This is a genomic window from Paenibacillus intestini, from assembly GCF_030803945.1.
Classification (GTDB): domain Bacteria; phylum Bacillota; class Bacilli; order Paenibacillales; family Paenibacillaceae; genus Paenibacillus; species Paenibacillus polysaccharolyticus.
This window is the reverse complement of the sequence record NZ_JAURUN010000003.1, coordinates 619028-641066: the sequence shown is the minus strand read 5'-3', so window position 1 is coordinate 641066 and position 22039 is coordinate 619028. Positions and strand designations below refer to the sequence as shown.

Genomic DNA, 22039 nt, shown 5'->3' with positions numbered 1-22039 from the left:
CAAAAAAAAGCATGCAGCTTGTCTGCATGCGTTGGTACAAATGATTCTTCACTTCTCATCCATAAATTTTTATGATTGCAATCTCAAATCTGTTTCATCATCTATGCTTCCGGCTATTTTTGACCAGCGTCATTCTTCTGGAATGCCTCAGCCAAGAATAATATGACTTCAGATCTCTCAGTTCAATCGTCTCCGACATACGTCCCAAAAACGTCACTACAATCATTTTGTGTAGCGGATTGCCTGTAATGTCATATTCTCCTTCAAGCTCGGAAAACTCAGCAACCACCACCAGATCATCGTCAATCAGATAAACATCCTGCTCATTGCGGTAATATGGCGTTACCCTGTCCTGCTTCAGACACTCCCATAACCAAGCCGCAATATGGTCATCATCACTACGTGCAGGCTCAATACGGTCTGCATACCGCATCTTTGCATGATGGGTAATGACGATGTCAGCCACTTTCTTGTCTCCGAGAGCCACAAAAAACGGCTCGTAGGTGCTCCAACGTTGCATCACCTTATCACGCATGGGAATCACTCTCCACCAGATAGGACTTTCTATCTATTTATTACCCAATATATTACAACATTAGTCCCGTAACAACAAGGCGTAAGTGTAACTTTTTTTCGCAATAATCTATTTATGCTTATTTTAGAAAAGAGCGACCCAGCGGGTCCCTCCTATGTTTCCTGCTATACTCCGTAAAAACTTGTTTTGTCCGCCGTTTTGCTAGCATACTCGGTTTTAATCTCGTTTCGATAGGAGCGCTCGATTTTGCGCACATAGGAAAGCCGCTTTACGTTTTTCATCGTATCGTCAGCCCGTTCTGCATTAACATACATGACAACATAATGCATACGGCGGGAGATATAATGCACGGTACCATATTTTTCGAGATTGCGGGCCGCTTTCAAATCACTGACCCAAATAATAAATCCTGTTCTTTCCGCAAACACCATCGTTCCCCGCCCTTCTATAAATGGAGACCGGCCCTCGAAAGGCCCGGTCTGTTCAAATTCTAAAAAACTATAATGTAACGGTCTTCAAGTTTAACTGCATCCACATTTGCCGCCGCTACCACAGCCACCTTTAGGATTAGGATCGTTGCTTGGCACCTTAATCGTGCTCGATACAGCAAAAGCAATGGTTTCGGACATCTGAAACAGCATCTCATCCAAAGCTTGCTCAGCCTGTTTGAAACGAGCTACAGCTTCAAAAGATTCCAGTTCCTTCTCGATCGCTTGCACCTGATCCTTCGCTGCATGAAAGTCAGGATGAAAATGGCCAAAACGCTGTGTTTCTTCAAAAAGCTCTTTCTTGGCATTTAATCTGCGGATGCCCTCTTGAATCTCAGAACTTGTTTCGACTTGCTGCTTCCAATATAAATAATCCGATACTTCGGCAGATTGGTTAATCATGTCGCCCAGTTCATATGCGCCCGTTAACACTTGGGCCATATCGACCGTGTTTATTTCCGCTACGCTCATGAATTATTCATCCTATCTATATATAAAGTTCTACTTAACGTAGACTTATTCATCATAGCATATCCATGAAAGGTTAAGAAGAGTTTTTCCACTAAACTAGACATCATCCGGTAGAATAAGACGCATTGCATCCCAGTCTTCCGGGGTAAACGTTCGCCATTCCGTACGCGATGCAGTTTCGTGCGGATCAAGGATGCACCATCCTTCCAGTATCCATCGCTCTTGCTCTTTCACCTGATGCGGAATTAGAACAAACGTATCCTTCCCCTTTTGAATTCCTAGTTTCACTTGCCATTCGATGGCTTGCATTGCAATTTGGCGCTCAGTTGACAGGTGATACTTTCTCCATTCCCTGTGCCAAGTCTCAGGTACATCAGCCTTCCTCTCGTTCCATGCCGATTTTTCAATCGCATCATAGTCAGACTCATCCTCATCGTAGCCCACCGTCATACCAGGCATTAATGGGAATTGCAATAAACCTTGAGTCTCACCGTTGTAAAAGAAAGGGGAGTTCCGCTGTTCAGGGTGATCCGGATTCGTAGCAAATACCAGATCTTGCTTATCTTGAACTTTCTCCCCGACTGTTGCCCAGTCCTTCAACGTAACCAATACTTGGCCGGGCAACTCCCCTTGGCCATGTCTCTGTAAAAAATCAGCGATGCCTTCCCACTTCACTCCACTCGCAGCAGCGGTTTCCACTCGGTCTTTGGTTAAACGATAGATTGACATCTGGTCGCGTGTGATCCGTTCACAGTATTGCTCGAGTCTCCAGCAGACTTCAGCTGGCACATCGGGCGGCACCATAACTTCAAAGTCGGGTTGAACATAAAATTTGCCGTAGTGTATCTCCCCCTGCTTGTGTAGCCTATCTACATGATAAACTCCACAGTCTACTCCCCTATTCAAAAATTCGGCTGGATCGATCAACCAGCGAAATGCAACCTCCCCATTCTCGTTCTCACCGATCTCACCAAACCCCCAGCCAGCTAAAGCATGCAAAAAGCCTTGAAATCCTGAATTGCCTCCTTCGCATAGTACACGGCACCATTGATTCACTCCAGGCGAAAGTACCGCGAGCTGATAGCGAAAATGTTGCATCTCTGATCCAGACGCCCCATATCGCTCCATGCATACTCTAAACACTTCACCATGCATCTCGAACCAGGACAACTTGATCCACTGTTGCAATTTATCTTGCCTGATTTCGAAACCTTTATCTGTTTGTTGCACCAAGTTCAAGCAGAGCAGTAAATCCAGCAAAATGACTACATGCACCGGATATAATGCCTTATGATCATACGTAATCTCCAACGGTTCGAAATCCTCTGGAGACATGATCGTTAATGTGCTTAACTTTTGTACCGTTCTCTTATGTATTGTACCTTTGCCAGTGACAGGCAGACCTTCTCTATCAATCCAAGCAAGGAGATGAAGTAATTCCCCTGCGATATGCGGTTTCCCTTCCTTAATGACACGCCTGACAGAACCGACCATCGGTTCAACAATGCGCTCCACACGACCTGTATACGATAAGGTCAACGTTGCCAGATGACATCCAGGGATATGAAAAGAGCATTCTCCCCAGCTTTTATGTACGGATTTAATCCATTGTTTACGGCGCAACATGGCAAAAGCAAGCTTCGCTTCTGCTCCACTTAATCCTTCCTTAGCCCAAACCTCCGAAGGCAGAAGAGAAGAGAACGTTTGACCCGCATATTTGTGAAAAAGAGCACCAAGCACCCGTTGCTCCGCTGACGTAAGTGCAGACCACAGTGCCAGATCAGCCGACTTTCTCGATTCCATCGATTTCTCCACTTCAAACTCCAGATCAGACATCAGCATTTCCCTTCCCTTCTGCAACATGTTAATGAACCTTGTCCTGCTCATGCACAATCGCATATTCGTAGCCCTGCTCTACCAAAAACATCTGGCGATTTAACGCAAATTCCTGTTCCTTGCTATTTTCGGAGACCAGTGCATAGAAATAAGCTTTGTTCTCACCTGCTTTGGGGCGTAAAATCCGTCCAAGTCGCTGGGCTTCTTCTTGCCTTGAACCAAAACTACCAGAGATTTCGAGGGCTACCGCAGCATCCGGCAAGTCAACCGCAAAATTGGCAACCTTCGATACAACAATCGTACGAATTTCGCCCTTTCTAAAAGCAGAAAACCAGTGAATCCGTTCCTGTTGTGACATCGATCCAGAGATTAGAGGTGCATCAATTTCCCGGGCAATCATCTCAAGCTGATCAAGGTATTGTCCAATGACAAGTGTCGGTAGGTTTTGATGTCGTTCCAGTAAACGCTTTACAACCTTTAATTTCGCCGGATTTTCAGCTGCTAGACGAAATTGATGTTTACTCTCAGCCTGCACATAAGTTGATCTTAATTCAGGAGACAAGGGCACCCTCACTTCCTGACACTTCACTTCTGCAATCCAGCCTTGCTGCTCCAGCTCTTTCCATGGCATATCATACAATTTGGGGCCGATCAACGAGAAGACATCCTGTTCACATCCATCTTCACGAACAAGCGTGGCGGTCAAACCCAGACGACGAGTGGCCTGAATGTCCGCAGTAGCCCGAAACACCGGAGCAGGCAACAAATGCACTTCATCATAGATGATCAGCCCCCACTTTCTCTCTTGTAAAAGATGAATGTGGGTGAAATCGGCAGCTTTAGATTTTCGATGCGTCAAAATTTGATACGTTGCCACCGTCACGGGTTTCACCTGCTTTTTCTGCCCCGAATACTCTCCGATCTGGTCCGCAGTTATCGTTGTTTTATCCTGAATTTCCTGTATCCACTGCCGGACAGACGTTGTATTGGACGTTAGAATAAGACATTCACATTGCAACCGTTCCAGCACAGCCATGCCAATAATCGTTTTGCCTGCTCCGCAGGGAAGTACCAGAAGTCCGCTACCGCCGATGCCTTCACCGTCTTGAAAAGCATCCACTGCCTTCTGCTGATAAGGCCGAAGCGCAAATGTAGCTCTTTTTCCCTCTCCGCATCTACTAGACATACTATTCGTTGAATCATTAATATTAGGCCGCCAGCCAAATGAAAGTTCGCTCCCTTTCCGATAACCGGCATAATCCAATACAGGGTAACCAAGACGTGTCAGTTCCCTCTTCAATAAACCGCGCTTTTCTCCCGATAACACAAGCTCATGTAAGCTCGTTCGTTCCATACGGAAAGCAGATATCGATTTGATGTCGCTCAAATCATCCAACAATTGCTCGTCATCACTAGTTAGGCGCATTTTGGCATGGTCCGGATCGGCATGTAACTTTAATTTGCCGTATTGCTCCATTATTCTGCACACATCTTGAGCGAGAGCCGCAGGTACATTCCAGCGTGACACCTTCTCAAGACTTTTGATCACCCATTCTGAATTCCAGCCTAGTGCTGCCGCATTCCACAGCGACAACGGGGTGATCCGGTAGGTATGAAACGTTGCAGGTGTCTTTACGAGTTCCGCGTACATACTGAGCTCCGCTCTGGCTGTTTCAAACTCGGGATGCCCCACTTCGAGCAATACCGTGAAATCACGCTGTACAATGCAAGCTCCCTGCGGATTGAACATCTCCATCTTTCCCACATCCATTCCTAATCTGTATCATTCGAACAAAAATCTGACTCGTATACTCCGACCGAAAACTTCATTTCATACACAACAAAAAAAAGCACCCTGTCCATACCCTTGGTATGTTCAGGATGCCCAACTATAGTTCTCAGCATTCGGTAGCGTAGCCTTTCGCCATTGCCACAAACAGTTTCACGCCCGTCTGCATGGCGTCCTCGTCAAAATCAAACATCGGATGATGATGAGGGTACACCGCATTTTTCTCCGGATTACCCGCACCGACAAACATGAAGCATCCCGGCACCTTTTGCAAATAATACGCAAAGTCCTCTGCAGGCATCAGCATTGGAGAGTTCTGCACCCGGTCTGGTCCAAATATCGCCGTTGCTTCATTAAAGAAACGTTCAGTCTCCTGCGCATCATTAACCACCGGCGGATACCCCATGATGTATTTCACCTGTGTTTCCGCACCATAAGCAGCCCCAGTTTGTGCCACCATGGCTAACACACGTTCTTTCATATTCGTCCGTGTCTCTTCATCAAACGTTCGCACCGTGCCGCTGAGTTTGCACTGCTCTGCAATCACATTCTGCGCAGAACCCGCCTGCATCGTGCCAATCGTTAGTACTGCCGGGCGCAACGGATCAACGGACCGGCTAACTATAGTCTGAAGCTGCATCACAAGCGCAGAGCCCGCAACGACACTATCAACGGTAGATTGCGGCATGCCGCCGTGACCACCTTTTCCTTTGATATCAATGTAAAAGTCATCTGCCGCAGCCATCATCGGTCCTGCTGTGCTTGCAACAATGCCAACGGGAAGCGGTGTCCATAGATGAATGCCATAGATAACGTCTACGCCTTCAAGTGCTCCGTCTGCTATGACCTGAACCGCACCGCCTGGAAGCAGTTCTTCCGCCGGCTGGAACAGAAAACGGATCTCTCCCCGCACCTCCTGCTTATGCCGACTAAAATACAGTGCCGTTCCGAGCAACATAGAAATATGACCATCATGACCACAGGCATGCATTGCCCCAGCTTGTTGGGAGGCATATTCTACATCTTTCTCGTCCTGGATTGGCAAGGCGTCCATATCAGCGCGAAGCATGACTACAGGCCCTGACCTGTCCCCGCGAAGTATTCCAATCACCCCATGGCCACCTATATGACGTTTCACCTCAATGCCAAAGCTCTCCAGCATATCTGCCACAAAAGAGGATGTTTTCTCCTCATGAAAGGAAACTTCAGGATTGCGATGAAGGTGACGCCGCCATTCCACCATATGGATCTGCAGATCTTCCCACCATATTTGATTTGTCATGTAACCCCATCCTTTCGATCATCAGCAGGGCTTGTTCATAGCCCCAAACCTTCCTCTTCAAACCTATTGCAGTATATTGTAGCAGAATTGAACGAAAACCGATACGAAAGGCCTTTGGAAAGCTTGCACGGGAAGGGGAAACATACTATCATGAACTAGAGAAACACACGAGAATTATACTCGGAAGCTTATGAGGAGGATCAAACGCTTATGATTTTTGAGAATACAGGCTTGGATGGCTTGAAAAGCGACTTGGCATACCTGGATGAGAGCGCCGAGAAAGTCGGATTCGTCCGGTGGCAATGGGAATATTACCGTGCTACATATGACTACAAAATCGAAGATGAACAAACCAACTCAGAATACTTTGTACGCATTAATACGCGCGCGGTAGAAGGCAAACTGGAGAAACCCGATACGGTTCTGGCCGTTGAAGCCGTTTATCTGGGCAAAGCTACTTTCCCCCATGGACTCGATTACGACTCTTCCGTTCCGCAGCCAGTCGTGAAGCTGGCCACCCAAAAATTGCAGCAGCTCAAAGAACTGCTCGAAGCTTAGGCGGGCCAGATTATGAAACAACAAACGGCCCAGACGAGAACGAAGAGAGGCACGCCGGATTTTCAACTGCTAATCCTCACTTTATTGTTGGTGGGCTTTGGACTGGTGATGGTATTTAGCTCCAGTTCCAGCATCGCAATCGCAAGCGAAAGTTTTAACAACGATGCCCTTTACTTCACGAAAAAACAACTTATGTGGGCGATGATCGGTCTGGTTGGCATGTTTTTTGCCATGAATATCCGCTTTAACAAGTACAAAAAGCTCTATGCACCGTTTTTCCTGTTCACCACCGCACTACTCTTAGTTGTCTTGGTATCCGGTGCCGTGTTAAATGGTGCAAGAAGCTGGATTCGCGTGTTTGGATTCAGTTTGCAGCCTGCAGAGTTCGCCAAAATTGCAATTATTTTATATTTGTCTGCACTCATCACCAAAAAAGGTGAACGTTTCCGTGATTTCAAGACCGGATATTTTCCTGTCCTGTTCATCGTCGGATTTATTGCAGGATTGATCATGTTGCAACCTGACTTTGGTACCTGTTTCATTCTGGTATCTACCTGCGGTCTTGTCATTTACGCTGGTGGAGCTAACATGAAGCACATCCTGGGTTCTATTTTATTGGTTGCGCTTGGTGGTGCACTTGCCTTTGGAGCCAGTGCCCTCTTTTCCTCCATGTCTCCGGACACTCCTGCGCTGGACAGCACAACAACAGTGACAGCAGAGCAAAACTACAAAATTGGTCGTATTCAAGCCTTCCTTAATCCAGAGTCTGATATCAATGGCGGAAGTCTCAACCTCTACCGTTCTCTGGTTGCCATCGGGGACGGCGGTATTACAGGTTCGGGTATTGGACAAGGCACCATGAAGTTGCATTATTTGCCAAATGCCTATAATGACTTTATTTTTTCCGTCATCGGAGAAGAGCTCGGTTTCATCGGGAGTGCATTGTTCCTGCTCATTTATCTGTACTTTATCTGGAGAGGCATTATCGTCTCCCTACGTTGTCCTGATCCTTTCGGAACGCTGGTGGGTATAGGTATCATGGGGCTTATTGCGATCCAGGCCTTCATCAACATTGGCGGGGTAACTCAAACGATACCTGTAACGGGAGTTACACTTCCGTTTATCAGTTATGGGGGGACTTCACTCTTTGTCATGATGGTGGCGATGGGTATTGTGCTAAGTATTTCACGGACCAATAACCTAGAAGCAATTAAGGAACAAAAAACGAAATCGGTAACGGTGCAGACACGCACCTCCCCGGCACTTCGTTCACGGGATTCGATTCGCCGAGTTCGCTAATGGAATGAAAAAAGACTTTGCATCTGATGGATGCAAAGTCTTTTTTGTGTTTTTTTGTATAAAGATAAGGAACAAAACATAGATTTGTTCATACCTTACGTGGAGTCTAAAGATTTACAGGTCGTCGCCTTTGAAAGAGACACCTTCAACCTTCACATTAACTTCGACTACACGTAGTCCGGTCATCGTTTCTACCGCTTCTCTTACATTCTGCTGGAGCATACGGGAAACTTCATGAATCGGAGTTTCATACAGGACGATGATACGCAGATCAATGGCTGCTTCCAGCTGACCGACTTCCACGCCTACGCCTTTCTGTACGTTTTTACCACTGAGACGCTTCGCCCAGCCCTCTGACAAACCTCCAGACATTGCGGCGATTCCAGGCGTTTCCATTGCAGCCATTCCAGCAATTTTCGCAACCACGTCATCGGCAATCCGGATGTTTCCGCTCTCCATTTGAAGTTGTTCTGCCATGCCACATCCTCCTTCACTTCGTTACTCGTATTTTAAATCCTTTCCACCCTAAAAAGCAAATTTAACTGTAAACATGCGTTTACAACCTGCCCCCCTTTGGTTATATTGAAATATGAAATTAATCGCATAGGTACATATCGTGAATTTCAAAACAAAATATGTATATAACCGAGGTGTTTTTTGTGAGAAACCGGATTTCATCCTTTTTGCTGATTGCATTTTTTGCGCTCAGTGCCATCGCCCACTTCTTGAAATGGGATTCGATTCTGCAGTTCGTGATATCTGCCATTTCGGTTATTTTTGTGGCCGGTTTTTTAGGTAAAGCGACCGAAAGTGTAGCCCACTATGCCGGTCAACGATTAGGAGGATTCCTAAATGCAACCTTTGGCAATGCAGCCGAACTCATTATTGCGATTTTCCTCGTAAAAGAGGGCTTGTTCGACATGGTCAAAGCCAGTCTGACCGGGTCCATTATCGGTAACCTGCTACTCGTGCTGGGACTCAGCATTTTTGCCGGCGGACTAAAGTATAAAACACAGAATTACAACGTTTCGCTTGCGGGGCTCAACGGCTCCCTGATGATCGTTGCCATCATTGCCCTGTTCGTCCCGGCCGTATTCCTGAACACCCACTCTATCACACAGCGGGATACGAATACACTCAGTCTCATTGTGGCTGGCTTGCTTATCCTGGCTTATATTGCGTGGCTTATCTTCTCTATGGTCACGCATAAAAGCTATCTTGCCGATGTAACGGATGACCAGGACGAAGAATTGCCTCATGAGCATGCTCCTGCATGGTCGAAGAAAAAGTCGATCCTCTATCTCGTGATCGCTACCGTTATGGTCGCCTTTGTCAGTGAATGGCTGGTTGGCACACTTGAGGTATTTACTTCAGAGTTTGGACTAAGTGAGCTGTTCGTTGGTGCTTTCCTCGTGGCCATTATCGGTAATGCAGCCGAACACAGTGCGGCCATCATGCTTGCGATGAAAAATAAAATTGGTGCCGCTGTTGAAATTGCCGTAGGCAGCAGTTTGCAAATCGCACTATTCGTAGCACCAGTGCTGATCTTTGTAAGCTATTTTACGGGTCGTACGATGGATATCGTGTTTACCACCATTGAACTGGTCGCCATCGGTGTGTCTGTTTTTATTGCCAAATCGATCACACAGGATGGCTCCACCAACTGGTATGAAGGTCTGCTTCTGCTTGTTGTGTATGTCATTCTAGGTGTCTCATTCTTCCTGGTATAACAGAACTGTTGATTAACGTTATACCACTCCTGCGTACATCAAGAGACAGCCGAGGGACTACTTCCCCGGCTGTCTTTTTACGCCTACTGCAACACTAGACATATACATCAACACATACAAAAAAAGCATGCAACGGAATGTGCATGCCTTCTATTCTGACCCGCGCGATTGCAGGCTATTGCTCATTCTTTTTGTTCAAAGCTTCATATAAAATCGCCAAGTTCCGCTCAAGCGCGCTAACCATCTGCTTACCTGTACCTTCTGGAAGGAGTCCTGCACGGACAGCAAAATCAACTTCCTTGGAGAACCCATACATCTGTGTATCCAATACTTCCTCATAGAGAGGGCAGTAGCGGGTAGCCAGATTCTCCATCTGTACTTCAATAAGCTTCTGTATTTTATCTGCATCTTCTTGAAGAAGATTGATTGCTTTCAGGTTCAGCTGGTCCTGCAGATCAGATGAAGTCATGCATCATTTCCCCCCTATGTCCCAAAATCGCGTAAAGACGTTCTACCTCTAATATTAGACGAAATGAAGAGCTAATACAAGAACCTGACCAAAATAACCGCACGAGTTGTGAGCTCTGTTACAGCCTTTTCTCGCTTTGTCTAATTCACTCTAACGGACATTGTGTTCTGCTATGATTAAAAACACCCCTGCCCGAAGGCAGAGGTGTTCTTAATGATGTTATTCAGATGCGATGTTTACATTCAGGCCATGCTTTGCAAATACTTCAGACATTGCTGCCTTCGCTTCATCTGCATCCGGGCCATGAACGTGCAGTTCATAACTGTGCGTGCTAATCAGCGTTGTAAACAACCCAAGAATACTTTTTACGTCAATATACTTGTTCTCTGAATGAAGCACGATTGAAGAAGTAAACTTGCCTGCTGTTTGAGCAATTTCCACTACAGCCGCGTTATTACTCGACATAGGAATCCCTCCGTCTTTTCACTTTTGGTATCATCTATTAATTACCACTACATGATACCGTGAATCCGCTTTCCTAGCAACTGCAAAATACAGTTCCTATTTCAACTGGTCCGGATTCAAACATTCCAGCTCAGGAATGACAAAGATGCCATCTTTACGAATCAGCACATCATCGAAATAGATTTCGCCACCGCCGTAGTCTGGACGCTGAATCAATACGAGATCCCAGTGAATGGATGAGCGGTTTCCGTTATCTGTTTCTTCATATGCCTGACCTGGCGTAAAGTGCAGGCTACCTGCAATTTTTTCATCAAACAAAATATCTTTCATCGGATGTAGAATGTGCGGGTTGAAACCAATCGCAAACTCACCGATATGACGCGCACCTTCATCTGAGTCCAGAATTTCATTCAGGCGTTTCGTATCATTGCTGGATGCTTCTACGATTTTACCGTCTTTGAATGTAAACTTGATATTCTCAAACGTAATTCCGTTATACAGCGTCGGTGTATTATAACTAATTGTTCCATTAACGGAGTTGCGTACGGGTGCGCTGTATACTTCACCATCCGGAATATTTTTTTGTCCGGAACACTTCTCTGCACCGATATCTTTAATGGAGAAGCTCAGATCCGTGCCTGGCCCCGTAATCCGCACTTTATCTGTACGTTTCATGAGGCTTGCAAGTGAGTCTTGGGCTTTGTCCATTTTTGCATAATCCAGGTTACATACGTCAAAATAGAAGTCTTCAAATGCTTCCGTGCTGGTGTTCGCGAGTTGCGCCATGCTTGCGTTAGGGTAACGAAGCACCACCCATTTTGTATGTTTGACACGCTGTTCGCTATGTACCGGATGGGAATACAGGGAGTTGTACAGTTTCATTTTTTCTTCCGGCACATCGGACAGATCATTCACGTTCTCTCCCGCACGGATGCCGATATAACAATCCATTTGTTTCATACGGTTCAAATCAATCTCTGCCCACGTTTTCATCATCTCTTCCGTAGCATTTTGCAACATCACACGCTGAACGGTTCGATCTGTCAACTGTACAAAAACGTTACCGCCTTTTTTGCCCACTTCTTCAATAATGGCATTGATCAAATCACGTTCTGATCCAATCATCTCAACCAATACATTTTCGCCAGGCTGTACATCAACAGAATAACCTACGAGGTTCGCTGCAAGCTTCTGAATTCTAGGGTCCTTCATTCGATTAATCCTCCTGTCATCTGCCATTCAATGAATTGAACAACGGTAAATTACGTTACTATTGTAGCACGCACCAGACATCCCGTCAGCAGGCAGTCACAGGTTTTATTTATTGATATGATTTAAAGTTCACATCGGTTACCAGTGCTTCTACATTGCTTCGGCTACTGTTATCCGTGTATTTCACCTGACTCTCAGAGGAAAGGCGCATTGGTAAGCTGGTTTTGCGATCAACCGTCAGATGATAGACCGTATGCACCTCAGCCTTTTGAATCAACTTCTGCATCGTGTCCTCACCCTGCTGCCATACCTTTTGCAATTCCTGCTCAAGTTTCTGCTTACTCGCACCTTTCACTTGACTCGCCTTGTGCATGTACTCTGCCCGAATGGAATTCATCTCATCTGTCAGTTGGTCTGTAGCCCAGGTTTTGGCGTCCTCTGGCGCAAGCTCAATCCGCAATATGCGTGTTTGGCGCCCCGAACCATATTCGGACTGAATCGTTTTCTTCATACGATCGATCTTTTCTAATTGCGCAATGGGGTTAAAACGGGATAAGGAGCCACGTAATGGTTCATGCTGCGCTGTTAAAGCATTCCATTGTCCTTTTTTACGTTGAAAAGAGGCACTGAATCCGCTCGGTTGGCCATTATTTTTCACCGCATTCAAACTTACTCCTGAATCCGCTGCAGTCACGGCACCTGGTAATCGGGTCTGCAATGTCAGCCGGTCATGGTCTTCCAGCTTGCCTTCAAATTTAAATTGATTTTCAAACATTCCACTGTTTTCTCGTCTCAATCCAGCCTGTCCTTCAAACGTCAACGTCTCTTTCCCCGCTATGCCGGATAATGCCAGAGAAAATATTTCTTCAGGCGTCCGATCATGCTGGAGCATCCCGCACCCCGGAACAATGGCTAGCACAAGGCAAAGGATTAGCGATAAAGAAAACGTAGACTGGCGGTTCAACATGTCTATTCCACCTTTCAGTCATTTTCTCCATAGATTGCCCTCACAATATGTGCTTATACTTCCTTACTATGCGACCAGACAAACCACATGGACTTTGATCCACATACCGGTCCCATAAAAAAACAAAAAAAGGAGAGAAACGACTCCGCAACCGGAATGTTCTCTCTCATCGTATACCTTCCTGTTCCTCTATGACAATTCGATTCCGGCCCCCGTTCTTTGCGCTGTACAGCGCCATATCTGCACGGTAAAACAGGGACTCTACACTTACTTTCTCATCCATCCAGTTCCATTCAGCAATGCCACTTGACACCGTAACAGACGGTCTCGTCTCGGCCTCAACTCGGGTACGGATTCGTTCCGCATACACAAGCGCTTGCTGAATTCCGATCTGAGGCATGTAGATAGCCAGCTCTTCACCGCCCCACCTTGCGCAAATATCCTCGGCTCGAACCGAACTTGTAACAATATCACTGACTTGTTTTAATACTTGATCCCCGGTTTGATGCCCAAAGGTATCATTCACCTGTTTGAACTGATCGATATCCACGACAACCAATGAGCCGCAGTAATCATGAGCCTGACGTTCGTGAATAATATTGTCCAGGTAATGCCTTACGTACAGTCCGGTCAACATGTCCAGATTGGCCAACCGGCGCACCTCAGCATGCAGGGTAGCATTGGTTAAAGCAAGGCCCAGATGAATCGATAACATTTGTAGCAACCTGTAGTTCTCATAGGAGAAAAAATGTTCCCGCACATGGGCAAGCAAAATAGCACTCTTCACCTGTCCATCCACGCGAATTGGTGCTGCAATCAGAGACATCGCGCCTGTTAATTCCATGAAACTGGAAGTCACCTTATCAAACTGCGTATAGTCAGATATGATTAATGGCTCTTCAGTCTGATACATGTAACCCGCAATACCAGAATCCATAGGATACGTTCTCTGCCGAATCTCTTTTACATTGGTCGCCATCACCTCAAACCTGTTCGTACTGTCATTCAATTGCAAAATGCAGCAATAGTCGGCCTGAAAGATATTTTTAAATTCTTGCTCGGAAAACTGATAGATTTCCATCAATTGCAGGCTTTTGTTAAGGCGCTGTGTCAAATCATTGATTACACGAAGTTCCTGAATCAACATATGGGATTGCTCATGAAGTTTTGCATTTTCGAACGCTGTCCCTGCTGTATCCGCCATCATCGCAATCAGTTGCAAATCGGAGTCTTCCATCAATTCCTCGTTCATTTCGATATGAAACACTCCGTATATGCCCTGTTTGCCTTTGAGCGGCAAGCCCACCTCAATGATTCGTTTGTCCAACTCATCAGACCGGGAGACAATCAGTCTGCCCTCCATAAATGAGCGAACACAGATATCTTCTCCACGCTCCTGAATAAGGAGTGGCTTAATACGAGGATTAAAGCTTCTCTGGTCCTGAGACATATAGAGCATAATGTGTGTGGAAGGATAGAGGTAGTCCATACTGACAAATACTTCGTCCAATATCGCCCCGACATCCATTTTGTCATGCATACGCTGTACGATCTGAAAAAGAATGGATCTTCGGTGTTCCTCCCGAGCGGTTTGTTCATGTGAGTGCAACAAGTCCGTCATAAATATGTATTCAAATCTTCGGTAAAAGCAGGTGCGGTAATGCAATGCCTCAGATCGAACCACAGCTTCTGACGTTTCGGATCGGTGGGATTCAAAGACCAGCGCAACAAACACAGCAAATATATCTTTATTGATTCTTGAAAACAGAGGCTCGGCAATCAGCAGATACTCCCCATGTTTACTAATTCCGCGTCTAGATAACGTCTGTTCCTTTTCAGCACACTCCAAAACCATCGAACGTACATTGATATCCGAATCGGTAATCTGGCCGGAGTTCTCTCCTATGCACTCTCCTTCCGTATTCCAAACACTGTATGCAGCAATTGGCCCACTTGGCACAGAATCTTTCTGGCTTGTCCAATCCGTGAAGGCTTGTCCTAACAAACTGCTTAAATATGAGAAGTCAAAAGGTGTGATATCCATTTTTTGCATCCACAACGCATGGTCATCATGAGATGGAAGCACTGTAAACGATGTGGAATCGCCCGCGCTTCGCAACTTCAGACTGGTAGGTAAACTTCTTAGATGTTCCAACATGTCAGGCGCTCCTTTGCACCGTTTTTGCATCCTGGGGGATGCATTAATCTGCATCAATTATCGCAAATCTGCAAAATATTAGCGAAAACCTTGATACATAAGATTGTTTAAAGTTAAGATACCATCTATTTTACTCTGTTTGAAGCTTTTTTGCACTCATATTTCAGAAAATTGTCCCATTATTTTAGGCCTAATGACCTATCGACAAATTTAGACGTTTTTCTGGCTTTATGTATTACTTGACTTTACTCCTTTCAGAATGTAGAATAAATTGTTGATGAAGACTACTAATACGGTCTTTAAATTTGGGCATTACCGGTTGTGTCACCCTCATTCTTTTTGTTGCTTTCAGGACAGCGGCTGAACTTTCCTGATCGTTCTATGCGAGGCCAAGCCCGCATCAACAAATTGGAGCGCAAACAGAGCCCTATATGAACTTTAACTAAAAAGGAGCTACTTTAAACATGGCACGTTACACTGGTCCTAAATTTAAATTAAGCCGTCGCCTCGGCATTTCCCTGAGCGGAACAGGCAAAGAATTGAAACGCCCTTTCCCTCCAGGTCAGCACGGAGCTAACCAACGCAGAAAAATGAGCAACTACGGTATGCAGTTGCAAGAAAAACAAAAATTGCGCCACATGTACGGTTTGGGTGAAAAACAATTCCGCACATTGTTCTCCAAAGCGCAAAAAATGCAAGGTATTGCCGGTGAGAACTTCATGTTCTTGCTTGAGTGCCGCCTTGACAACCTCGTTTACCGTCTTGGCTTTGCTAACTCCCGCGCTGGAGCGCGTCAATTGGTAGCACACGGTCACGTAACTGTAAACGGCAAAAAAGTCGATATCGCTTCTTACCAAGTAAGCACTGGCGATGTAATCGGCTTGCGTGAAAGAAGCCGCGGTCTGACTTCCGTTAAGGAAGCTTTGGAAAACCGTTCGCATCTTCCAGCATACGTTGAATACAACGAAGCAGCTGTAGAAGGTAAATTCATCCGCTTGCCTGAGCGTGCTGAATTGTCCCAAGACATCGATGAAAAACAAATCGTCGAGTTCTACAACCGTTAATCGTTGCATCACAACAAAAAAGCAACTGTTCGAGATTTCCTCGGCAGTTGCTTTTTTGTTGTTTTTTCACTCCTTCCCCAGACCCCCTCTTCATTACTAGCCTCTACATAACGATAATATGTTTATCGAAACACGCACAAAAAAGAAAGATAACTTAGGGGGCTACACATGTCATTTTTTCGAAATACCAAGCTTGCGGTAAAGCTAGGATTACTGCTCGGATTAGTGCTCCTCTGCTCGATCGGCGCATTAATTGCCTTTAACACCAAAGCCATATACGACAAAAGCCTACAATATGGTGAAGCTGTAGCCGAACACTCAGCAAGTGCAGCTACTAGCGAATTCATGACTTACATCAACCAGGTAAAAAATACGCTCGACAGTTTGAGTACAACCCTGCTGGACGCTTCAAAAAATGGGACGCTGAGCCGTCAAGATATCGTAAGGCTTTTGGAAGAATACTTGAAAAAGGACGAAAAGGTTTTTGGTTTTTATACTGGATGGGAGCCTAATGCCTTTGACGGCAAAGATGCAGAACATGTGAATAAGGATAAATACGATGATGAAACAGGCCGTTTTATCCCTTACGTTATCCGGGATGGAAGCCCCTTGCATTTTGAACCGCTCACTACTTATGAGGGAAACAGTGAAACCAGTAAATACTATCAACAGCCGAAAGCGACCAAAACCATCTATTGGTCCGAGCCCACTACGTACAAAGTTGCTGGTAAAGAGACCTTGCTCGTATCCATCGTTCTGCCTTTACTTGATGAGAACAATACCTTTCTTGGCATCGTTGGGGCCGATTTTACGATTGAAGGTTTCCAGCAAAATATTGCATCTCTGAATCCAGACCAAGGCTATGCCATGCTGATTACAAGTGAAGGGCACGTTGCTGCGCACGGCTCAAGACCGGAACTGACCAAAGAGAATGCCGAGCTCTCTTCCAGTACCCAAGCACTTATTCAGCGGATCCAGTCGAATGATACAGGGTTCTACACTGCGGTTGACAATGGCAAACCAGAATTATTTATTGCCGAACCTGCCAAGCTTCAAGGCTCCGATTCTAGCTGGCATCTAGTATCTGCATTACCCAAAAGCGTGATACTCCAGCCTTTTTACGATAGCTTGAAATGGTCTGTACTTATCGCTATATTGGCGGTACTTCTACTGGCAAGCGTGGTCGCGTACACCATCATATCCATAGTAAAGCAATTGAACCGTGTAAATGTTGTCGCAGGACAACTCGCGCATGGTGATCTGACACAAAAGTTGCCTGTTAAATCGAAGGATGAATTTGGAGTCATGGCCATTCACATGAATAACATGATGAATACATTACGCCATACGATCTCTGTTATATCTGAACATGCCTTATCGGTCGGTTCAACTTCGCAACAATTAACCGCCGGGGCAGAGGATACAAGCAAAGCCGCCGAACAGATGGCACTTACCGGAATGGAAGTTGCAAACAAAGCGGAGAAGCAAGTTCAGGAGTTACTTCATTCCTCCCGCTCGATGAACGAAATATCCACGGGCATCGGAAGAATAGCTGAGGCTGTTTCCGAAGTAAGTAGTACATCAAAATCAGTGACGGAACGAACTTCATACGGAACAGACAAAATGCAGGCAGCTATCCATATGGTGGAGAGTGCAAACACTTCTGTCCAATCCTCCATGACTGCACTGGAGCAATTTAAAAAGCGCTCGGAAGAGATTGGTCATATAACGGGTATGATTACCGAAGTAAGCCGACAAACGAATCTTCTCGCCCTCAACGCTTCTATTGAAGCTTCGCGAGCGGGGGAACACGGACGCGGCTTTGGCGTTGTAGCTGCAGAGATTCGCAATTTAGCTGAGCAATCCAGACAATCGGCTGCTGACATTGCCGCGTTGATCCAATCCGTTCAACAAGAGATTTCGGCTATCGTTGAAAATATGGAAAAAGGAAGCACCGAGGTGACTCACATTGCCGATGTAATGAACGAGAGTGGTGAGCTATTCTCATCCATCTCATCACAGATCGCCGACGTGAATCAACAAATTGCACAAGTCTCCACCATTGCCAAACAGATGTCAGGTGAGTCCCGACAGGTCGATTCATCACTTGAGCAACTTAAAACGATTGGTCTTGAAACAGCAGCGCACGCAAGCCAGGTTGCCTCAGCTTCGGAGAAACAGCTTGCATCTATGGAGGAAATCACTGCTGCATCCGCTTCTTTGGCACACCTCACACAAGAACTGTTGGAACTTATCCAGCGTTTCAGAACCTAATGAGCCTAAGATACTATATTTTTCTTCAAACACTCTTTTCTATATAGACTTCAAGGCTGGCCTGCTTACATGCAGTTCCAGCCTTTTTCCTTACTTTTGCAACTCATGAAATGCTGTTCGATATCACATGCTATATATCATAATCCATTCCAGATTGGCAAATTTCGACCATTACTTGTATTTCTCAGGCATGCAAACGGGTCTTTTTATGCTATAATTAGTGCTGTTAAAAGGAGGAAGACACTGAATGGTTGATGTTACTAAGAAAAAGCCTGAAGATCCGCCTGTACGCAAGCGTAGCTTTGCACGCAAACTAGGTAGCTTCGTTATGTGGATGGTTGTCCTTGGATTTATGGGCATACTATTCGTTGGCGGTGCTTTAATGGGTTACGTCAGTTCGATCGTCAAAGACGAACCTGTCCGGTCAAGGGCCCTGATTGAACAAAAAGTCAGCGAAAACTCCATCACAGGCTTTGCTTACTTTTCTGACGGCAGTCCGATTGGTCAACTTCGCACGGAAGAAGACAGACGTCCGGTCACCTTTGACCAGATCCCCAAAAAAGTTATTGATGCCGTGATCTCGATTGAAGACAATCATTTTTACGAACATAAAGGTGTAGACATGAGCGGAACACTGCGTGCCGTGAAACAAAAAGTGCTGAAAGAATCAGTACAAACGGGTGGCAGTACGCTTACGCAGCAATTGGCTAGACGTGTATTTCTGAATTTGGACCGTACGGAAGATCGTAAAGTAAAGGAAATTTTGCTTTCCCTTCGACTGGAACGTTTTCTAACCAAAGACGAGATTATGACCGCTTACCTGAACAAGGTGCCTTTCGGCAATGGTTCCAGCGGATACAACGTTTACGGAATCAAAGCAGCCGCCAAGGGATTGTTTAATATCAATGATCTCGAAAAAATAAATATAGCTCAGGCCGCTTATTTGGTTGGATTACCTCAGTCTCCCTCTTCCTACTCCGCCTTTAACGGTAAAGGCGATTTTGTAGAGGATAAATTTGATCGCGCAATCAATCGTCAAAAACTGGTTCTGCGCCGCATGCTGGAACTTGGCAAAATCACGCAATCGGAATACAACAATGCACTTGCCTTTGATATCAAAAGCTCGCTTGCTCCGAAAACCATTAAAGCCTATAACACTTATCCATACCTTATGATGGAAACGGAACGTCAAGCAGCACAGATTATCATGCAGCAGATGAATGCCGACAAAACTAAGGCAACAGGCAAAAGTACAGACGTCGAGGCATCGCAAAAGGAAAACAGTGCCCTGCTGGAAGAGGCTCAGTCACAGCTTCGCACAGGCGGATATCGCATCTATACAACAATTAACAAGAACATCTACAAAACGATGCGTACGATTGCCGAAGATAACAGCAACTTCTCAGCAGATGATCCTGTCAAGGGAAAAGAGCAGACTGCAGCGATGCTGATCAATCATAAAACAGGAGCAATCCTCGGTATGATTGAAGGCCGAAGCTTCCAGGATGAACAGATGAACTATGCGACTCAAATGATTCGTCAGCCCGGTTCTACGATGAAACCTATTGCGGCTTATCTGCCAGCTCTGGAGGAAGGTCTTATTCAACCGGCCTCCGTCATCGACGATGCGCCAATTATTTTGAAAGACGGCCCTAGCGGATACCATATCGCCAAGAATGCGAACAACCGTTACCAAGGTTTGGTAACCGCTCGTAGAGCATTGAACTACTCATTGAACATTCCGGCTCTGAAGCTTTTTAATGAGGAAGTTGGCATCGATAAAGCCTGGACTTTTGCGAAAAAGCTTGGCATTACAACGATCCAGAAGCAGGATTACCAGGCCCAGACCGGTGTTCTCGGCGGACTTCAATATGGTGTAACTGTGGAAGAACTAACAAATGCCTACGGTGCAATTGCTAACAAAGGGGTCTACAACGATTCTTATATGATCAGCAAAATTGTGGATTCCAAAGGCAATATTGTATACAAACACGAAAGCGAGCCTGTACAGGCATTTTCGGAACAGACGGCCTATCTTATGACGGACATGTTACGTACCGTTATAACAGAAGGTACAGCCGATAAAGTACGGGAAAACTACAAGTACAGATCAAGTGTGCCTATTGTCGGTAAAACAGGTTCAACCCAGAACTACGCCGATGTCTGGTTTGAGGGATATACACCAGATGTTACGCTCGGTGTGTGGGTTGGTTATAAACAGCCGATTAATACACTCGAAAACAAATCACAACGCAAACGTGCTCAGCAGCTTTGGGCCAAAATTATGAATGAAGTCGTCGAAACACAGAAGGATCTGTTTGTTACTAATTCATTCAAAAAACCTTCTGGTATTGAAACCAGAACGGTCTCAGCATACAGTGGCAAGCTACCAACATCCCTGACCGATAAATTTGTTACTGACATTTTCAATAGCAAATTTATTCCGAAGGACCGTGATGATGCTGTCGCTAAAGCGAAATATATTACCTACAACGGTGTAAATTACATTCCACGTGATGAAACACCTGCGGATATGTTGAAGGAAAAAACGGTTGTCAAGCGTAAGAAACCGATCTCCGATCTCATCAAAGAATTGCAAAATGCATTTAAACGGATGAGTCGTCATGAGTCGCTTGCATATTATCTGCCTGAGGATGCCGGTGCTGATCTGCCAACTGAGGTTGATCCACGCAAGGATAACGGCAAAGCTCCAGATGCACCTGGCAATGTCCGCATCTCCATCTCGGGAGAACGGGCATCCATCACATTCAATGCTACACCTGAAAGTGATGTTGTTGGGTATCGTCTCTATCGTTCAGTCGGTGGTGCCGGATTCCAGAATCAAGGCCAGGTTGTACTGACAGGTGAGTCCAGATCGTTCTCAGCTTACGCAACAGCTAGTGGCAACTTTGCATTCTATGTTACTGCCGTAGACGTTGCTGGCAAGGAATCTGCTCCAAGTGCGACGGTGAGCAGTGCAGGCGCTGGTGCGCCTGATACAGAAGTCAAAGAGCCTATTGAGGTACCTGGTACGGTGGTAACCCCTGGAGAAACCGTCAGTAACAACAATGCACCAACGGCGGCTCCAAGCACACCAGGCCAAGTGAGCGTATCAGCGCTCTCCCAAGGGCTTCGTATTCAGTGGGCACCGAACTCGGAAACGGACGGCGTGCAGAGCTACGCTGTCTTCTATAGCGAGACAGGTTCGGACCCCTTCACCAAGATTGGCACCACTTCAGGCACCAGTATGGTTTATGGTGTACCGTCATCAACGGGGGGTTGGTTCAAAGTATCTGCCAGCAACAGTGTAGGAGAGTCCGCATCCTCGGAAGCGATACACTATCAGCCTTAATACGGGTGGCAAACCCGTTGACAAACCAATATCGTAAACGAATGAAAAAGCCGCATGTCCAGTGTAAATACACTGACATGCGGCTTTGTT

18 protein-coding genes are annotated in these 22039 nt (G+C 45.8%); 6 read left to right on the top strand and 12 right to left on the bottom strand.

All coding sequences use genetic code 11. From position 1 onward, the window contains the following. Positions 1 to 97: 97 nt before the first annotated feature. From J2T16_RS12120 to J2T16_RS12095, 6 genes are all read right to left on the bottom strand, one after another. Complete coding sequence (locus tag J2T16_RS12120) at positions 98 to 535, bottom strand: hypothetical protein (RefSeq protein ID WP_090923653.1); 438 nt, start codon at positions 533 to 535, stop codon at positions 98 to 100. Between the two features lie 164 nt (positions 536 to 699). Beyond that, positions 700 to 963: a YlbG family protein gene (locus tag J2T16_RS12115; protein WP_090923781.1), complete on the bottom strand. Its 264-nt coding sequence runs from the start codon at positions 961 to 963 to the stop codon at positions 700 to 702. Between the two features lie 93 nt (positions 964 to 1056). Beyond that, positions 1057 to 1494, bottom strand: coding sequence for a YlbF/YmcA family competence regulator (locus J2T16_RS12110; protein ID WP_221789051.1), 438 nt, complete (start codon positions 1492 to 1494; stop codon positions 1057 to 1059). A 96-nt stretch (positions 1495 to 1590) separates the two neighbouring features. After that, positions 1591 to 3381 carry a helicase-associated domain-containing protein gene (locus tag J2T16_RS12105; RefSeq protein ID WP_499018395.1) on the bottom strand — a complete coding sequence of 597 codons (1791 nt, stop codon included), beginning with the start codon at positions 3379 to 3381 and terminating at the stop codon, positions 1591 to 1593. Beyond that, on the bottom strand, positions 3359 to 5086 hold the full coding sequence (locus J2T16_RS12100; protein WP_499018394.1) for a DNA repair helicase XPB: 1728 nt from the start codon (positions 5084 to 5086) through the stop codon (positions 3359 to 3361). Before J2T16_RS12100 ends, J2T16_RS12105 begins: the two co-directional genes overlap by 23 nt. Before the next feature lie 142 nt (positions 5087 to 5228). Continuing rightward, a complete protein-coding gene (locus J2T16_RS12095) occupies positions 5229 to 6401 on the bottom strand; it encodes a M20 metallopeptidase family protein (RefSeq protein ID WP_499018393.1) in 1173 nt (390 codons plus the stop codon). Between the two features lie 210 nt (positions 6402 to 6611). Between J2T16_RS12095 and J2T16_RS12090 the strand changes: the two genes are divergently transcribed. After that, positions 6612 to 6959 (top strand): YugN family protein, encoded by a 348-nt coding sequence (locus tag J2T16_RS12090; protein ID WP_090923657.1) that lies wholly within the window; start codon positions 6612 to 6614, stop codon positions 6957 to 6959. A 12-nt stretch (positions 6960 to 6971) separates the two neighbouring features. After that, the gene (gene ftsW, locus J2T16_RS12085) at positions 6972 to 8258 is read left to right on the top strand and encodes a putative lipid II flippase FtsW (protein ID WP_090923658.1); all 1287 of its coding nucleotides are present in this window, start codon (positions 6972 to 6974) and stop codon (positions 8256 to 8258) included. Between the two features lie 114 nt (positions 8259 to 8372). Here ftsW and J2T16_RS12080 read toward each other — a convergent pair whose 3' ends face one another. Next, positions 8373 to 8735: an Asp23/Gls24 family envelope stress response protein gene (locus tag J2T16_RS12080; RefSeq protein WP_090923659.1), complete on the bottom strand. Its 363-nt coding sequence runs from the start codon at positions 8733 to 8735 to the stop codon at positions 8373 to 8375. 182 nt (positions 8736 to 8917) lie between these two features. On the opposite strand from J2T16_RS12080, the gene cax reads away from it, so the two are divergent. Continuing rightward, positions 8918 to 9988: a calcium/proton exchanger gene (cax, locus tag J2T16_RS12075; protein WP_090923660.1), complete on the top strand. Its 1071-nt coding sequence runs from the start codon at positions 8918 to 8920 to the stop codon at positions 9986 to 9988. 175 nt (positions 9989 to 10163) lie between these two features. On the opposite strand, the gene J2T16_RS12070 is transcribed toward cax, so the two are convergent. The 5 genes from J2T16_RS12070 to J2T16_RS12050 all read right to left on the bottom strand — a co-directional run bounded on the left by J2T16_RS12070 (position 10164) and on the right by J2T16_RS12050 (position 15259). Then, positions 10164 to 10457 carry an Fpa/YlaN family protein gene (locus J2T16_RS12070; protein WP_090923661.1) on the bottom strand — a complete coding sequence of 98 codons (294 nt, stop codon included), beginning with the start codon at positions 10455 to 10457 and terminating at the stop codon, positions 10164 to 10166. Between the two features lie 219 nt (positions 10458 to 10676). Continuing rightward, complete coding sequence (locus J2T16_RS12065) at positions 10677 to 10922, bottom strand: HPr family phosphocarrier protein (RefSeq protein WP_090923662.1); 246 nt, start codon at positions 10920 to 10922, stop codon at positions 10677 to 10679. 96 nt (positions 10923 to 11018) lie between these two features. Next, positions 11019 to 12134 (bottom strand): aminopeptidase, encoded by a 1116-nt coding sequence (locus tag J2T16_RS12060; protein ID WP_090923663.1) that lies wholly within the window; start codon positions 12132 to 12134, stop codon positions 11019 to 11021. A gap of 109 nt (positions 12135 to 12243) precedes the next feature. Further along, entirely contained in the window at positions 12244 to 13101 is an 858-nt protein-coding gene (locus J2T16_RS12055) for a hypothetical protein (protein ID WP_221789045.1), read from the bottom strand. Positions 13102 to 13267: 166 nt separating this feature from the next. Then, positions 13268 to 15259: a sensor domain-containing diguanylate cyclase gene (locus J2T16_RS12050; protein WP_336120341.1), complete on the bottom strand. Its 1992-nt coding sequence runs from the start codon at positions 15257 to 15259 to the stop codon at positions 13268 to 13270. A gap of 464 nt (positions 15260 to 15723) precedes the next feature. Between J2T16_RS12050 and rpsD the strand changes: the two genes are divergently transcribed. From rpsD to J2T16_RS12035, 3 genes are all read left to right on the top strand, one after another. Further along, entirely contained in the window at positions 15724 to 16323 is a 600-nt protein-coding gene (gene rpsD, locus J2T16_RS12045) for a 30S ribosomal protein S4 (protein WP_154888288.1), read from the top strand. 168 nt (positions 16324 to 16491) lie between these two features. Then, on the top strand, positions 16492 to 18597 hold the full coding sequence (locus tag J2T16_RS12040; RefSeq protein WP_336120342.1) for a methyl-accepting chemotaxis protein: 2106 nt from the start codon (positions 16492 to 16494) through the stop codon (positions 18595 to 18597). 247 nt (positions 18598 to 18844) lie between these two features. Beyond that, the gene (locus tag J2T16_RS12035; RefSeq protein ID WP_221789040.1) at positions 18845 to 21949 is read left to right on the top strand and encodes a transglycosylase domain-containing protein; all 3105 of its coding nucleotides are present in this window, start codon (positions 18845 to 18847) and stop codon (positions 21947 to 21949) included. Positions 21950 to 22039: the final 90 nt, after the last annotated feature.

Bases quoted from the DNA above. Each gene is read 5' to 3' on its own strand.
- J2T16_RS12120 (WP_090923653.1), bottom strand. From the start codon at position 535: ATGCGTGATAAGGTGATGCAACGTTGGAGCACCTACGAGCCGTTTTTT.
- J2T16_RS12110 (WP_221789051.1), bottom strand. From the start codon at position 1,494: ATGAGCGTAGCGGAAATAAACACGGTCGATATGGCCCAAGTGTTAACG.
- J2T16_RS12105 (WP_499018395.1), bottom strand. From the start codon at position 3,381: ATGAGCAGGACAAGGTTCATTAACATGTTGCAGAAGGGAAGGGAAATG.
- J2T16_RS12100 (WP_499018394.1), bottom strand. From the start codon at position 5,086: ATGGAGATGTTCAATCCGCAGGGAGCTTGCATTGTACAGCGTGATTTC.
- J2T16_RS12095 (WP_499018393.1), bottom strand. From the start codon at position 6,401: ATGACAAATCAAATATGGTGGGAAGATCTGCAGATCCATATGGTGGAA.
- J2T16_RS12090 (WP_090923657.1), top strand. From the start codon at position 6,612: ATGATTTTTGAGAATACAGGCTTGGATGGCTTGAAAAGCGACTTGGCA.
- ftsW (WP_090923658.1), top strand. From the start codon at position 6,972: ATGAAACAACAAACGGCCCAGACGAGAACGAAGAGAGGCACGCCGGAT.
- J2T16_RS12080 (WP_090923659.1), bottom strand. From the start codon at position 8,735: ATGGCAGAACAACTTCAAATGGAGAGCGGAAACATCCGGATTGCCGAT.
- J2T16_RS12070 (WP_090923661.1), bottom strand. From the start codon at position 10,457: ATGACTTCATCTGATCTGCAGGACCAGCTGAACCTGAAAGCAATCAAT.
- J2T16_RS12065 (WP_090923662.1), bottom strand. From the start codon at position 10,922: ATGTCGAGTAATAACGCGGCTGTAGTGGAAATTGCTCAAACAGCAGGC.
- J2T16_RS12060 (WP_090923663.1), bottom strand. From the start codon at position 12,134: ATGAAGGACCCTAGAATTCAGAAGCTTGCAGCGAACCTCGTAGGTTAT.
- J2T16_RS12055 (WP_221789045.1), bottom strand. From the start codon at position 13,101: ATGTTGAACCGCCAGTCTACGTTTTCTTTATCGCTAATCCTTTGCCTT.
- J2T16_RS12050 (WP_336120341.1), bottom strand. From the start codon at position 15,259: ATGTTGGAACATCTAAGAAGTTTACCTACCAGTCTGAAGTTGCGAAGC.
- rpsD (WP_154888288.1), top strand. From the start codon at position 15,724: ATGGCACGTTACACTGGTCCTAAATTTAAATTAAGCCGTCGCCTCGGC.
- J2T16_RS12040 (WP_336120342.1), top strand. From the start codon at position 16,492: ATGTCATTTTTTCGAAATACCAAGCTTGCGGTAAAGCTAGGATTACTG.
- J2T16_RS12035 (WP_221789040.1), top strand. From the start codon at position 18,845: ATGGTTGATGTTACTAAGAAAAAGCCTGAAGATCCGCCTGTACGCAAG.